The following is a 12,239-nucleotide window of genomic DNA, read 5'->3' on the forward strand; positions in this document are numbered from 1 at the left end:
CTGAAGATTTTTACGTACCATTAGCAGCCGTGATGATGACGGAGCTTCCGCTGGAGCAGGTGCGGACCCTGCTCGCGGTGGTCGACGAGGGCACTTTCGACGCGGCGGCCGCGGCGCTGCACCTCACGCCGTCGGCGGTCAGCCAGCGGGTCAAGGCGCTGGAGCGGCGCACCGGGCGGGTGCTGCTGATGCGCACCAAGCCGGTGCGGCCCACCGAGTCCGGGGAGGTCGTCGTGCGGTTCGCCCGGCAGGTGGCCCGGCTGGAGCGGGACGCCGCCGCCGAGCTGGGGCTCAGCGGCGCCGGGGAGCCGACCCGGGTGTCGGTGGCCGTGAACGCGGACTCGCTGGCCACCTGGTTCCTCGAGGCGCTGACCCGGGTGCCGCCGCAGCCGCGGCTGTGCTTCGAACTGCGCCGCGAGGACGAGGCGCACACGGCGGCGCTGCTGCGCGAGGGCCTGGTGATGGCGGCGGTGACCTCCTCGCCGGAGCCGGTGCCGGGCTGCTCGGTGCGGGCGCTGGGCCGGATGCCCTACGTCCCCGTGGCCCGGCCCGACTTCGCCGCCCGCCACCTCGACGGGCCCCTGCGCGAGGTGCTCGCCGAGGCCCCCGTGGTGGTGTTCGACCGGCGCGACGACTTCCAGGACGCCTTCGTCCGCGCTCTGCGCGGCGGCGCGGACGGGGCGAGCGCGGTACGGCACCACGTCCCCACCTCGGAGGGCTTCGTCGACGCCGTCGCCGCCGGTCTGGGCTGGGGCATGGTCCCCGAGGCGCAGGCGGCCCCGCTGCTGCGCGCCGGCCGGCTGACCCGCCTGACCCCGGACCGCACGGTCGAGGTCCCGCTGTACTGGCAGCAGTGGAGACTCGACTCCCCCGCCCTGGCCGCCCTGGCCCACGCCGTGGCGGCCACGGCGGCGCGGTCGCTGCGTCCCTAGTGCTGCGACCGGGCCCGGCGCGGCTCGGCCCGGGCGGGCCGCGCGGTCCCGGCGGGCCCGGCGGGCCGCGACAGTGCGGCCAGTTGGGACGCGGCGCTGTCCAGGAGCATGTCCAGGGCCGTGGGGTAGGCGCTGGTGACCATGCGCGTGGCCAGCAGCGGGGCCGCCTCGGCGATGCGCGGGTGGGTGGTGGCGGGAAGGCGGGCGTAGGTCGAGCGCCACATCTCCTCGTCGGCGCGCAGGGCGGCGCTGGGCAGCGCCAGGGAGGCCGCGTCCAGCGCCGCGAAGGCGAGCGTCTGGTCCACGAAGGCGTGGTAGATCCGCACCGTGTCGGGCAGCGGGAAGCCCGCCCCGCGCAGCACGTCCAGCACCGCCTCGTCGGCGGCCAGCTCGTGCGGCCGGCCGGTGACCCGGTTGGCGGTCAGCAGCGCGGCCTGGGGGTGCGCGACGTACGCGGCGTGGATGCGCAGCCCGATCTCGCGCAGGTCCGCGCGCCACTCACCCGTGGGCCGCCAGCCGCGCAGCGCCGCGCCGATGAGCGCGTCGCCTATGGCGAGGGTCAGGTCGTCCATGCCGCGGAAGTAGCGGTACAGGGTGCTCGGGTCGCAGTCCAGGGCCAGACCGAGCCGGCGCGCGGTCAGCCCCGTACTGCCGTGCTCCCGCAGCAGACGCAGCGCCGTGTCGACGATCAGCGTCTCGGACAGCACGGTGCCGCCGCGGGTGGGGCGTCGCCGCCGCCGTCCCTCCTCGCGCACCACCGGTTTCGCCACGGCTTCCCCGCCTTCCCTCGGCCCTTATGCCAACGCCATTGACCTTACGCCCCCGGCGGGCGTTGTATCTCGCCCGAGGGCGCGCCTCGACTCCGAGACTTTTTCCCGACCCGAGAACCGAGAGGGACTTCCCGTCATGCGTGTACTGCTCGTGGGCGCCGGTGGCGTGGGGACGGCGATCACCCGGATCGCGGCCCGCCGTGACTTCTTCGAGGCGATGGTCGTCGCCGACTTCGACCCGGCGCGGGCCGAGGCCGCCGTCGCCGCCCTGGACGGCGACGGCCGCTTCCTCGCCGAACGCGTCGACGCGGGCGACGAGGCGGCGGTGGCCGCGCTGCTCGCCCGGCACCGCTGCGACGTCCTGCTGAACGCCACCGATCCGCGCTTCGTCATGCCGCTGTTCCGCGCGGCCCGTACCGCCGGCGCCCACTACCTCGACATGGCGATGTCCCTGTCCCGGCCGCACCCGGAGCGGCCGTACGAGGAGTGCGGCGTCCGGCTCGGCGACGAGCAGTTCGCACAGGCCGAGGAGTGGGAGAGGGCCGGCGCGCTGGCCCTGGTCGGCATGGGGGTGGAGCCCGGGCTGTCCGACGTGTTCGCCCGGCACGCCGCCGACGAACTGTTCGACGAGATCGAGGAGATCGGCGTCCGCGACGGCGCGAACCTCACGGTGGACGGGTACGACTTCGCCCCCTCCTTCAGCATCTGGACCACCATCGAGGAGTGCCTCAACCCGCCCGTCGTCTACGAGGCCGGCCGCGGCTGGTTCACCACCGAGCCGTTCAGCGAGCCGGAGGTGTTCGACTTCCCCGAGGGCATCGGCGAGGTGGAGTGCGTGAACGTGGAGCACGAGGAGGTGCTGCTGGTCCCGCGCTGGGTCGACGCGCGCCGCGTCACGTTCAAGTACGGCCTGGGCCGGGAGTTCATCGACACGCTCAGGACGCTGCACCGGCTGGGCCTGGACCGCACCGACCCGGTCACCGTGCCGGGCCCGGACGGACCGGTGGCCGTCTCCCCCCGCGACGTGGTGGCCGCGTGCCTGCCCGACCCGGCGGCGCTGGGCGAGCGGATGCGCGGGAGGACCTGCGCGGGCACCTGGGTGCGCGGCACCCGGGACGGCGCGCCGCGCGAGGTGTACCTGTACCACGTGGTCGACAACCAGTGGTCCATGGCCGAGTACGGATGCCAGGCGGTGGTGTGGCAGACGGCGGTCAACCCGGTCGTCGCGCTGGAGCTCGTGGCCACCGGCGCCTGGACCGGAGCGGGCGTGCTCGGCCCCGAGGCCTTCCCCGCCCGGCCCTTCCTGGACCTGCTGACGGCGTACGGCTCCCCGTGGGGCATGCGCGAGCAGTGAGCCGGTGCCGACTTGTGCGCATCGTGCGAAAATTGGCCGCTGTCCGACACGGGCTGTTTCATCCGCGCGTCCCGCGGTGACCCGAAGGCGAGTACGTACTTGTCAGGGCACGGACGACTTCGAGCGCAGGTGACTTCTTCCATGGACAACTGGCGAAACCACGCCGCGTGCCGCCACGAGGACCCCGACCTCTTCTTCCCGATCGGCACCAGCGGACCGGCGCTGCTGCAGACCGAGCAGGCCAAGGCGGTCTGCCGGCGCTGCCCCGTGCGGGAGGACTGCCTGGAGTGGGCGATGGAGACGGACCAGGCGACAGGCGTGTGGGGCGGCACCAGCGAGACGGAACGGCGGGCGCTCAAGCGGCGCCGCGCCGCGGCCCGCCGCCGTTACGGGTAGGGCGGCCGGGCGGCGGGACGCCCGCACGGCAGCGGTCCGTGGGCCACGCGCCACGGACCGCTGCCGCGCGCGGCGGAAGCTGCCATGCGCTGCGGAAGCTGCCGTGCGCGGCGGAACGCTCCGGCCGTGGGCGGCGGCGACGGACCGTCAGCCGCCGGAGCGGCGCATGGTGCCCCACTCCGCCTCCTGCCGGGCCACCTCCGACCGCGCCTGCTCGATGACCCGCGAGTCGATCCAGCGCAGCGGTTCCACCTCGGTGACCAGCGGCTCGTTGTCGGGGCCACGGCCCGTCTCGCGGCCCTTGAGGACCCAGGGGCGCACACCGGGGCCCTTGTCGTGCGGCAGGTGCGCGTAGTCGTAGAGCCGGCGCGCCACCCACAGCTCCACGGACCTGTCCTCCCACCACTGCTCCACGCCGAGCGGGTTCGCCGAGAGCCCCGGCATCTTCACGCCGGTGAGCTCGTCGGTGCTGGAACCGGCGCCGCCGAGGTCGGTGGCGGGGCCGTGCGACCAGCGAACGTACAGGCCCCGGTGCCGCTCCACGAGGGCGGCGAGTTCGGCGAGTGTGTGCACGACGCGCAGGTCGTCCGAAGCGCTCATGTGGATCTCCCTGGTACCTCAGGCGCTCGGGGTACCCGCGGGCGGCCCCCGGAATCACCGGGCCGGCCATGAACGGAATCACTCCTTCCGCTGGTCTCCGGCCTCGTCCCCGGGGCCCGGGCCGGCGGGCAGACGCAGCGTGAAGACGCTGCCCCTGCCGGGTTCGCTCGCGGCGGTGGCCGTCCCGCCGTGCGCGGCGACGAGGTGCCGCACGATGGCCAGGCCCAGACCGCTGCCGCCGGTGCGGCGGCTGCGGGACTTCTCCGCGCGCCAGAACCGGTCGAAGACGTGCGGCAGGTCCGCCTCGGCTATGCCGGTGCCGGTGTCGGCCACCTCGAGGACGACCGCGCCGCCGTCCCGGCGCGCGGCGAGGGTGACGGTACCGCCGGCCGGCGTGTGGCGCAGCGCGTTGGAGACCAGGTTGCCCAGCGCCTGCCGCATGCGCACCGGGTCGGCGTCCAGCCGGCCGCCGTCGCCCGCCTCGGTGCGCAGGGTGACGCCGGCCGTGGCCGCCGCCACGCGGTGCGCGGCGGCCACCTGGTCGAGCAGTTCGCCGGCGCCGATGGGCTCCGGGTGCACGCGCAGGGTGCCGGCGTCCGCCGCCGCCAGGTCCTGGAGGTCGTCGATGACGCGCTGGAGGACCAGTGCCTCGTCGTGCAGGGACGCCAGCAGGGCCGGGTCGGGGTCGACGACGCCGTCGCGGGCCACCTCCAGCCAGCCGCGGATGTTCGTCAGCGGGCTGCGCAGCTCGTGCGCGATGTCGCTGACCATGGCCTTGCGCTGGGCCTCGAGCCGTTCGCGCCGCTCGGTCAGCGCGTTGAACGCCACGGCCAGCAGCCCGGTCTCGTCCCGTGTGGTGACGGGCACCCTGACGTGCCGTTCGGGTGGCTGCCGCGCCGCCTCGGTGAGCGCCCGCAGCGGCCGTACCAGGCGCAGGGCCACCACCGCGCTCACCGCCACGGTCACCGCGAGGACCGCGCCGGCGGCGCCGACGACCTTGGCCTTGTTGGCCGGGGACATGTCGAAGCGGGGCACGGCGGTGTCGCCGCCGCCCAGGAAGAGCTCGGCGACGGGTGCGACGTAGGGGTCGAGCTGGACGCGGCGCGCGTCCTCGGTGCAGCGCTCGGCCGTGCGCACCGCCTCGGTGTCCCCGGGCCGGGCGAACTTGGCCAGGACCGAGGGGCTGGGGACGGCGCGGCCGGCGGAGTCGAAGGTCAGGAAGAGCGGGAAGTCCTGCTCCAGGCCCGACGCGCCGAGGCAGGGGCGGGCCCGCCGGGTCAGCGCGTCGAGGGCCTTGCGCTCGGTGGGCGTCGGCGTGTTGAGGGCTCCGTCGGCGCACTCCTCGGGCACCTCGGGTTCGGTGTCGGTGCCGTCGGCGCCGATCAGGACCGGGCGGCCGGTCGGCGCCCGGGTGATCGTGGTGTGCACGCGGTAGTGCTCGAAGCACGCCTGCCGTTTCTCGGCGAGCAGCTGAAGCCGGTCGCGTTCGGCGGCGGGCAGCCGGTAGGGGCCGGTCGCCCGCGGGTCGATGCCGCTGAGCCGCGCGCCGGGCTGGGTGTAGGTGTCGGTGTGGAGCGGGTCGACGGTGGCGGCGGCGCCCAGGGGCAGCGGGCTGCCGTGCGGCGCCGAGTCGGCGATCACGGTCCGGTCGGGGGTGGTCAGCGCGATCCGGCGGCCGGTGCGCGCGGCCAGGGCGCGCACGGTGCCCTCCACGCCCTTCCAGTCGGGGTGGGTGGCGGCCCAGCCGCTGAGCCGGGCGAGGATGGCCATGTCGTCGGCGAGGTCCTGGCCCTGCTCCTCGCGCAGGGCGCGGGTGGTGGTCTCCACCGCGAGCCAGGCCGTCGCCGCCACCGAGCACACGGCGATGACCGCGGAGGCGATCAGCAGCCGGACCAGCAGCCGCTTGCGCAGCGGTATCCGCCCGCCGGTGGCGCCCTTCACGCCCGGCCGCCGCTGAGCTTGTAGCCGACGCCGAAGACGGTCAGCAGCCGGACGGGCCGGCGCGGGTCGGCCTCCAGCTTCTTGCGCAGGTTCATGATGTGCACGTCGACGGCGCGTTCGGTCGAGGCCCGGTCCAGGCCGCGGGTGCAGTGCAGCAGCTGCCGCCGGGTGAAGACCCGGTCGGGCTCGCCCGCCATGGCGAGCAGGATCTCGAACTCGGCCGGGGTGCACTCCACCGGCCGTCCCTCGCAGCGGACCTCGTGCCGCACCGGGTCGACGGTGATGCCCCCCGCGCGCACCGCGGGGTCCTGTCCCCGGTCCGCGGCCCGGCCGCTGCGGCGCAGCACGGTGCGGATGCGCGCCATCAGCTCGCGCGGGCTGTACGGCTTGGTCATGTAGTCGTCGGCGCCGAGTTCCAGGCCGAGCAGGACGTCGTCCTCGGTGGAGCGGGCCGTCAGCATCAGCACCGGGACATCGTTGTCCCGGCGCAGCTCCCGGCACACCCCGAACCCGTCGACCACCGGCAGCATCAGGTCCAGGAGCACGAGGTCCGGCCGCTGCTCGTGGACCGCGTCCAGGGCGGCTCGCCCGTCGTGGACCACGGTGGCGGTGTGGCCCTCCGCGAGCAGCGAGCGGCGTATGAGTTCGGCCTGCATCTCGTCGTCCTCGGCGACCAGTACGTATGCGCACACGGGGCGGATCCTAAGCGGTCAGCGGGCCAGCGAGGCCGCGTCGCCCATGACGACGACCGGGTGCCGGTCCGGGTCGAGGGTCGCCAGCAGTCGCCTCATGTGCGGTTCGGCGAGGCTGACGCAGCCGTGCGTGGGTCCGCCGTGGTCCACGTGCAGCCAGATGCCGCCGCCCCGGCCCGCTCCCAGCGGGCGGGTCCAGTCCAGCGGGGAGGTGCCCGGGCGCCGGTTGTAGTCGATGGCGATCACGTAGTCGAAGGACCCGGTGAGCGGCTCGCCCTCGAATCCGGTGCCGGGCGAGGTGAACGCCTTCGAGCGGTGGTACGGCAGCCGGGTACCGGGGTCGGGTTTCAGGCCGCCCGCGTCGCTCAGGCCCCACACGCCGATGGGCGAGCGCAGGTCGCCGGCCGTGTGGTGGGTGGTCCAGCCCCTGAGCGCGTTGTGCGCGGGCCAGTGCGCGCCGGCCCGCCAGCCGGTGCCGGTGCGCTCGTGGAGCACCGCGGTGGAATACGGTGCGTGTCCGTCCTTCCCGGTGACGACGAGGACTTGCGTGGAGCGCTCCGGGATCGCCGCGCGGGTGCGCGGACCCAGGCCGGGTATGCGCCCGGGATCCGCCGCTCCCCCGGCCCCGGCCGCGGGAGAGCCCGCCCCGGCGGCGGTTCCGAGGGCACGTTCCGCGTCCGGTGCGGGCGTGCCGTCCGCGGCCGCTCCGGCGGCGCGGTCCGCGGCCGCTCCGGCGGCGCGGTCCGTGGCCGTTCCGGGCGGGGAGTCCGGTACGGCCACGGTCCCGCCGCCGCATCCGCTGAGCAGCAGGGGGACGGTGAGCAGGGCAGCGGCCCTGACAGCGCGAGCGATCATGCCTCGACCATGGCCGACGCGTATGAGGAACTCGTCAGGTCCGGGCCACGTCCTTCGGGCGCCGCGTCAGCAACCCTTCAGGGCCGTACCGTCAGGCGCTGCGGGGCTTGCCCTTGGTGTGGAGCCAGGTGTGGAACAGGCCGTCCAGGTCCTTGCCGGACTCGCGTTCGGCCAGGGCGGTGAAGCGGGCCGTGGTGCCGTGGCCGTAACGGTGCGCGGAGGCCCAGGCGCGCAGGATCCGGAAGAACGTCCGGTCGCCCACGGCCCTGCGCAGCTCGTGCAGCGTCATGGCGCCGCGGGCGTAGACGGGGGTGCCGAAGATGTTCTCGCCGCTGCCGGGGTCGGCGGGCGGGAAGGCCCACAGGGCGTCGCTCGCGGGGCGGGCGTAGAGGGCGTCGAACGCCTGCTGCGCGCTGCGGCCGCCGTGCTGCTCGGTGTACAGCCACTCGGCGTAGGTGGCGAAGCCCTCGTTGAGCCAGATGTCCTTCCAGCGGGTCACCGAGACGGAGTCGCCGAACCACTGGTGGGCGCTCTCGTGGACCAGGGTGCTCAGGCTCGGCGCCGAGTCGTACAGCGGCCGGGTCTGGGTCTCCAGCGCGTAGCCGACGTCCGGCGCGTGGTCGACGATCGATCCGGCGGCGCGGTAGGGGTACGGCCCGAACAGCCGGCTCTCCCACTCCAGCACCGACGGCAGCTTCTTGAGCACGGGCGCCGCCTCGGCCGCCTCGCGCGGGTCGACCGCGTTGTAGACCTTGATGCCGTCGCGGGTGGTGTACTGCTCGATTCTGAACCTGCCCACGGTGACGGTGGCGAGGTACGCGGCCATCGGCTCCGCCTGCCGCCAGCGGAAGGTGGTGCGGCCGTGCGCGGTGCGCTTGCCGAGGTAGACGCCGTTGGCGACCGCGGTGTGCCCTTCGGGCACGGTGAGGGAGAAGTCGTAGGCGGACTTGTCCACCGGGTGGTTGTCCGCCGGGAACCAGGTCATCGCGCCCTGCGGTTCCCCGGCGACGAAGGCCCCGTCGTCGGTGGGGATCCAGCCGTCGGGCGAGCCGTCGGGGTCGGTGACCGGGGCGGGGGTGCCGTTGTAGGTGACGGTGACGCGGAACGTCCGGCCCTTGCGCAGGGCGGTGCGCGGGGTCACCACGAGTTCCTGGCCGTCGCGGCGGTGGGCGGCCTTGACGTGGTCGACGGTGACGCCGGTGACCTTCAGGCCCTTGAGGTCGAGGTCGAACCGGGTCAGCCGCTGGGTGGCGCGGGCGGTGAGCACCGCGGTGCCGTCCAGGTGCCGGCTCTTCGGGTCGTAGTCCAGGGTGAGGCCGTAGTGGGAGACGTGGTAGCCGCCGTTGCCGGCGAGCGGGAAGTAGGGGTCGCCGGCGCCGGCCGCGCCGGTGGTGCCGGCCGTCGCCGGGCCCGCGGCCGCCAGCAGCGCCGCGACGGCGACGGGGACGGTGGCGACGACGGCCTCGCGCCGCAGGACGGCTCCACGGGCCGTGGACCGCGTCGCGGCCGGCCGCTCGGTAAGGGACCTCACATGCTCTCCTCGGGCTGGGGGGCTTGGGAGTTGGGGCCCGGAGCGTACTGTTCCGGGGACGGCGGTGATCAAGGCCCCAGACTAAGGTCGGCCGCCCGCGGATTGGCCCTCCTTCCGGTCAAGTCGTGCCGTGCCCTGTGCCCGCGCGCCGCCCTGTCCCGTTGTCCGGCGGTAGGCTCCGTCCAGGAGCGGCCGCGCCCCGGCCGCCGTCCGGCCGTCCCCGAGGAGGGCTCCACCGTGAGCGTGCGTGTGCGCCGTGTCTACGATCCGCCCGAGCCCGGGAACGGCGTGCGCGTGCTGGTCGACCGGCTCTGGCCGCGCGGCGTCTCCAAGGCGGCCGCCCGGGTGGACGAGTGGCCGAAGGCGGTCACGCCGTCCACCGAGCTGCGTCGCTGGTACCACGCGGGCGGGGGCTCCCACGACGAGTTCCGGCGCCGTTACGAGGCGGAACTGGCCACGCCGGAGGCGGCCGAACACCTGGAACGTCTCCAGGAGTTGTCGCGCCGGGGCCCGGTGACGCTGCTGACCGCGTCGAGGACGCCGGAGGACAGCCACGCGGCGGTGCTGGCCGCCCTGCTGCGGGCCTGAGGAACCCCGACGCCCCAGCCGCACGGCCGGCCGGCGGGGCGTGCCCGTCCCGCGGGGCTTGCGGGCCGCCTGGGAGCCCGCCCCCGGCTTCGGCCGGGAGCCGGGAGGCGGGGCCCCGTCGCTCCGTCGTCAGGCCGTCTGCCGTGCCGCCGACCGGCCGGCCGCGCGGCCCGAGAACAGGCAGCCGCCGAGGAAGGTGCCCTCCAGCGCGTTGTAGCCGTGGACCCCGCCGCCGCCGAAGCCGGCCACCTCGCCGGCCGCGTAGAGGCCGTCGACCGGGCGCCCGTCGGCGCCGAGCGCCCGGGAGTCCAGGTCGGTCTGGATGCCGCCGAGCGTCTTGCGGGTGAGGACGTGCAGCTTGACGCCGATCAGCGGACCGGCCTGCGGGTCCAGCAGTCGGTGCGGGACGGCGACCCGGCCGAGGCGGTCGCCGATGTAGCGGCGGGCGTTGCGGATGCCCTGGACCTGGGCGTCCTTGCTGTAGGGGTTGGCGATCTGCAGGTCGCGGGCCTCGACCTGGCGCCGTATCTCGCCGGGGTCCAGGAGCGGCTTGTCGGTCAGCGCGTTCATTTTGCCGACGAGTTCCTCGAGGGTGTCCGCGACCACGAAGTCCGCGCCGTGGCGCAGGAAGTCCCGCACGGGTCCGGGGGCGCCCCGGCCGAGCAGCCGGTCGCGCAGCACCGCCCGGCGGTCCTTGGCGGTGATGTCGGGGTTCTGCTCGGACCCCGAGAGGGCGAACTCCTTCTCGACGATCCTGCGGGTCAGCAGGAACCAGGAGTGGTCGTACCCGGCGATGTCCTCGGTGGTGCGCAGGTGCCTGAGGGTGCTCAGGGTGTCGTAGCCGGGCAGGCAGGGGTCGGGCAGCCGGCGGCCGAGGGCGTCGAGCCAGAGCGAGGAGGGGCCGGGCAGGATGCGGATGCCGTGGCCGGGCCAGATCGGGTTCCAGTTCTGGATGCCCTCGGTGTAGTGCCACATGCGGTCGCGGTTGACCAGCCGTACGCCCGCCTCCGCGCTGATGTCGAGCATCCGGCCGTCGACGTAGGCGGGGACGCCGGTGACCATCCGCGCCGGGGGCGTGCCGAGCCTCTCGGGCCAGTGGCGGCGGACGATGTCGTGGTTCGCGCCGATGCCGCCGCTGGTGACGATCACCGCCTGGGCGGTCAGCTCGAACTCCCCGACGGCCTCCCTGCCGGAGGGCTCGCCGCGCGGCGCGTCGTCGTCGGCCAGGACGGTGCCGCGCACCCCGCGTGCCGAGCCGCCCTCGACGACGAGTTCGTCCACCCGGTGGCGGTGGTGGAAGGTGAGCAGGCCGTCGCGCGCGGCCTGCTGGGCGTACTTCGCGAAGGGTTCGACGACGCCCGTGCCGGTGCCCCAGGCGATGTGGAAGCGGGGCACGGAGTTGCCGTGGCCGTCCGCCCTGAGGTCGCCGCGCTCGGCCCAGCCGACCGTGGGCAGCAGCTGGATGCCGTGGCCGGCCAGCCACGACCGCTTCTCCCCCGCCGCCCACTCGACGTAGGCGCGGGCCCAGCGCACCGCCCAGGAGTCCTCGTCGTCCAGCCGGTCGAACCGCGCGCTGCCCTGCCAGTCGGTCCAGGCCAGGTCGAAGGAGTCCTTGATGCCCAGGCGCCGCTGTTCCGGGGAGTCGACGAGGAACAGCCCGCCGAAGGACCAGTACGCCTGACCGCCGAGGTTCGCGGCGTTCTCCTGGTCGACGAGGGCGACCCTGCGGCCCCGGCTGGTCAGCTCGTGCGCCGCGACCAGGCCCGCGAGCCCGGCTCCGACGACGATGACGTCCGCGTCCATGGCGACCGTCTCCTTCCTCAGTTCTCTCGGTCTTCTCGTGGTGCGCGTATGCGCGCTTCGGGGGTGCCGCCGCCGGTGAGCAGCGCGGTGAGCAGCTGTCTGAGCCAGGCGCGGGCGGCGTCGACGTCCCGGTCCAGCAGCAGCTGGGTGGTGACGCCGTCGTAGGCGGCGACGACCGCGTGGGCGGCCCCTTCGGCGTCGCCGAGGACGGCGGGCAGCGCGGTGTGGCCGCGGGCGCGGGCCAGCCGGTCCGCGATCGCGCCGCGCAGCCGCGCCCGGTGCTCCAGCAGGGTCCGGGCCACGGCCCGGTCGCGGGCGGCGTGCACCAGGAAGTCCGTCTTGACCAGGAGCCAGTCCAGGTCGAGCAGGAGGGCCTCGGTGACCCGGTCCACCGCGGCGGGTACGTCGAGGTCCGGCCCGTCGAGGGCGAGCGCCCCGGCGACCTGCCCGGCGATCTGCTCGGCCCGCTCGCGGTAGAGGGCGAAGAACAGCTCGTCCAGGGTGGCGAAGTTGGAGTAGAAGGCGCCCCTGCTGTAGCCGGCGGCCTCGCAGACCTCCTCGATCGACACCCGGCCGAAGCCCTTGGCCGCGAAGACCCGGAAGGCGGCGTCGAGCAGGTTGGCCCGCGTCCGCTCGCGGCGCCTGGTGACGCGCCTGGCGGGGCCCTCCCCGTCGCCCTGCGGCATGGAGGACCTCCCACTGGTCGACGCCCGCTGCCCGCTGCCCGCGGTTCGATACGGGAATGTATCCGATACACCGGTGTATCCGAAGGGTCCG

Annotated in this window: 12 protein-coding genes; 4 read left to right on the forward strand and 8 right to left on the reverse strand. The window is 74.8% G+C overall.

Annotation, left to right across the window (positions count from 1 at the left end; genetic code table 11):
• Window positions 1-32 precede the first annotated feature (32 nt).
• Window positions 33-932 carry a LysR family transcriptional regulator ArgP gene (locus ACI2LW_RS25420; RefSeq protein ID WP_404733602.1) on the forward strand — a complete coding sequence of 300 codons (900 nt, stop codon included), beginning with the start codon at window positions 33-35 and terminating at the stop codon, window positions 930-932.
• Here ACI2LW_RS25420 and ACI2LW_RS25425 read toward each other — a convergent pair.
• Entirely contained in the window at window positions 929-1,702 is a 774-nt protein-coding gene (locus tag ACI2LW_RS25425) for a TetR/AcrR family transcriptional regulator (RefSeq protein WP_404733514.1), read from the reverse strand. The genes ACI2LW_RS25420 and ACI2LW_RS25425 overlap by 4 nt on opposite strands.
• 136 nt (window positions 1,703-1,838) lie before the next feature.
• Here ACI2LW_RS25425 and ACI2LW_RS25430 point away from each other — a divergent pair, with 136 nt between their 5' ends.
• Window positions 1,839-3,056, forward strand: coding sequence for a saccharopine dehydrogenase C-terminal domain-containing protein (locus ACI2LW_RS25430; protein ID WP_404733515.1), 1,218 nt, complete (start codon window positions 1,839-1,841; stop codon window positions 3,054-3,056).
• A gap of 141 nt (window positions 3,057-3,197) precedes the next feature.
• Window positions 3,198-3,452 carry a WhiB family transcriptional regulator gene (locus ACI2LW_RS25435; RefSeq protein ID WP_404733516.1) on the forward strand — a complete coding sequence of 85 codons (255 nt, stop codon included), beginning with the start codon at window positions 3,198-3,200 and terminating at the stop codon, window positions 3,450-3,452.
• A 147-nt stretch (window positions 3,453-3,599) separates the two neighbouring features.
• Here the strand turns inward: ACI2LW_RS25435 and ACI2LW_RS25440 are convergent, their stop codons facing one another.
• The 5 genes from ACI2LW_RS25440 to ACI2LW_RS25460 all read right to left on the reverse strand — a co-directional run bounded on the left by ACI2LW_RS25440 (window position 3,600) and on the right by ACI2LW_RS25460 (window position 9,014).
• A complete protein-coding gene (locus tag ACI2LW_RS25440; protein WP_404733517.1) occupies window positions 3,600-4,052 on the reverse strand; it encodes a DUF6098 family protein in 453 nt (150 codons plus the stop codon).
• A 78-nt stretch (window positions 4,053-4,130) separates the two neighbouring features.
• Window positions 4,131-5,993 carry a sensor histidine kinase gene (locus ACI2LW_RS25445; protein ID WP_404733518.1) on the reverse strand — a complete coding sequence of 621 codons (1,863 nt, stop codon included), beginning with the start codon at window positions 5,991-5,993 and terminating at the stop codon, window positions 4,131-4,133.
• On the reverse strand, window positions 5,990-6,685 hold the full coding sequence (locus ACI2LW_RS25450) for a response regulator transcription factor (protein WP_404733519.1): 696 nt from the start codon (window positions 6,683-6,685) through the stop codon (window positions 5,990-5,992). The genes ACI2LW_RS25445 and ACI2LW_RS25450 overlap by 4 nt, the downstream gene beginning before the upstream one ends.
• A gap of 18 nt (window positions 6,686-6,703) precedes the next feature.
• Window positions 6,704-7,540 (reverse strand): L,D-transpeptidase family protein, encoded by an 837-nt coding sequence (locus ACI2LW_RS25455; protein WP_404733520.1) that lies wholly within the window; start codon window positions 7,538-7,540, stop codon window positions 6,704-6,706.
• A gap of 91 nt (window positions 7,541-7,631) precedes the next feature.
• Complete coding sequence (locus tag ACI2LW_RS25460; protein WP_404733603.1) at window positions 7,632-9,014, reverse strand: M1 family metallopeptidase; 1,383 nt, start codon at window positions 9,012-9,014, stop codon at window positions 7,632-7,634.
• Window positions 9,015-9,308: 294 nt separating this feature from the next.
• Here ACI2LW_RS25460 and ACI2LW_RS25465 point away from each other — a divergent pair, with 294 nt between their 5' ends.
• A complete protein-coding gene (locus tag ACI2LW_RS25465) occupies window positions 9,309-9,659 on the forward strand; it encodes a DUF488 domain-containing protein (RefSeq protein WP_404733521.1) in 351 nt (116 codons plus the stop codon).
• Between the two features lie 129 nt (window positions 9,660-9,788).
• Here the strand turns inward: ACI2LW_RS25465 and ACI2LW_RS25470 are convergent, their stop codons facing one another.
• Together ACI2LW_RS25470 and ACI2LW_RS25475 are read right to left on the reverse strand one after the other, a co-directional pair.
• Window positions 9,789-11,462, reverse strand: coding sequence for an FAD-binding dehydrogenase (locus ACI2LW_RS25470; RefSeq protein ID WP_404733522.1), 1,674 nt, complete (start codon window positions 11,460-11,462; stop codon window positions 9,789-9,791).
• A gap of 17 nt (window positions 11,463-11,479) precedes the next feature.
• Window positions 11,480-12,148: a TetR/AcrR family transcriptional regulator gene (locus tag ACI2LW_RS25475; protein ID WP_404733523.1), complete on the reverse strand. Its 669-nt coding sequence runs from the start codon at window positions 12,146-12,148 to the stop codon at window positions 11,480-11,482.
• Window positions 12,149-12,239 lie beyond the last annotated feature (91 nt).

Origin of the sequence: Streptomyces sp. NPDC004065 (assembly GCF_044903565.1) — a bacterium.
Lineage (GTDB): Bacteria > Actinomycetota > Actinomycetes > Streptomycetales > Streptomycetaceae > Streptomyces.

Bases quoted from the DNA above. Each gene is read 5' to 3' on its own strand.
- ACI2LW_RS25420 (WP_404733602.1), top strand. From the start codon at position 33: ATGATGACGGAGCTTCCGCTGGAGCAGGTGCGGACCCTGCTCGCGGTG.
- ACI2LW_RS25430 (WP_404733515.1), top strand. From the start codon at position 1,839: ATGCGTGTACTGCTCGTGGGCGCCGGTGGCGTGGGGACGGCGATCACC.
- ACI2LW_RS25435 (WP_404733516.1), top strand. From the start codon at position 3,198: ATGGACAACTGGCGAAACCACGCCGCGTGCCGCCACGAGGACCCCGAC.
- ACI2LW_RS25440 (WP_404733517.1), bottom strand. From the start codon at position 4,052: ATGAGCGCTTCGGACGACCTGCGCGTCGTGCACACACTCGCCGAACTC.
- ACI2LW_RS25455 (WP_404733520.1), bottom strand. From the start codon at position 7,540: ATGATCGCTCGCGCTGTCAGGGCCGCTGCCCTGCTCACCGTCCCCCTG.
- ACI2LW_RS25470 (WP_404733522.1), bottom strand. From the start codon at position 11,462: ATGGACGCGGACGTCATCGTCGTCGGAGCCGGGCTCGCGGGCCTGGTC.
- ACI2LW_RS25475 (WP_404733523.1), bottom strand. From the start codon at position 12,148: ATGCCGCAGGGCGACGGGGAGGGCCCCGCCAGGCGCGTCACCAGGCGC.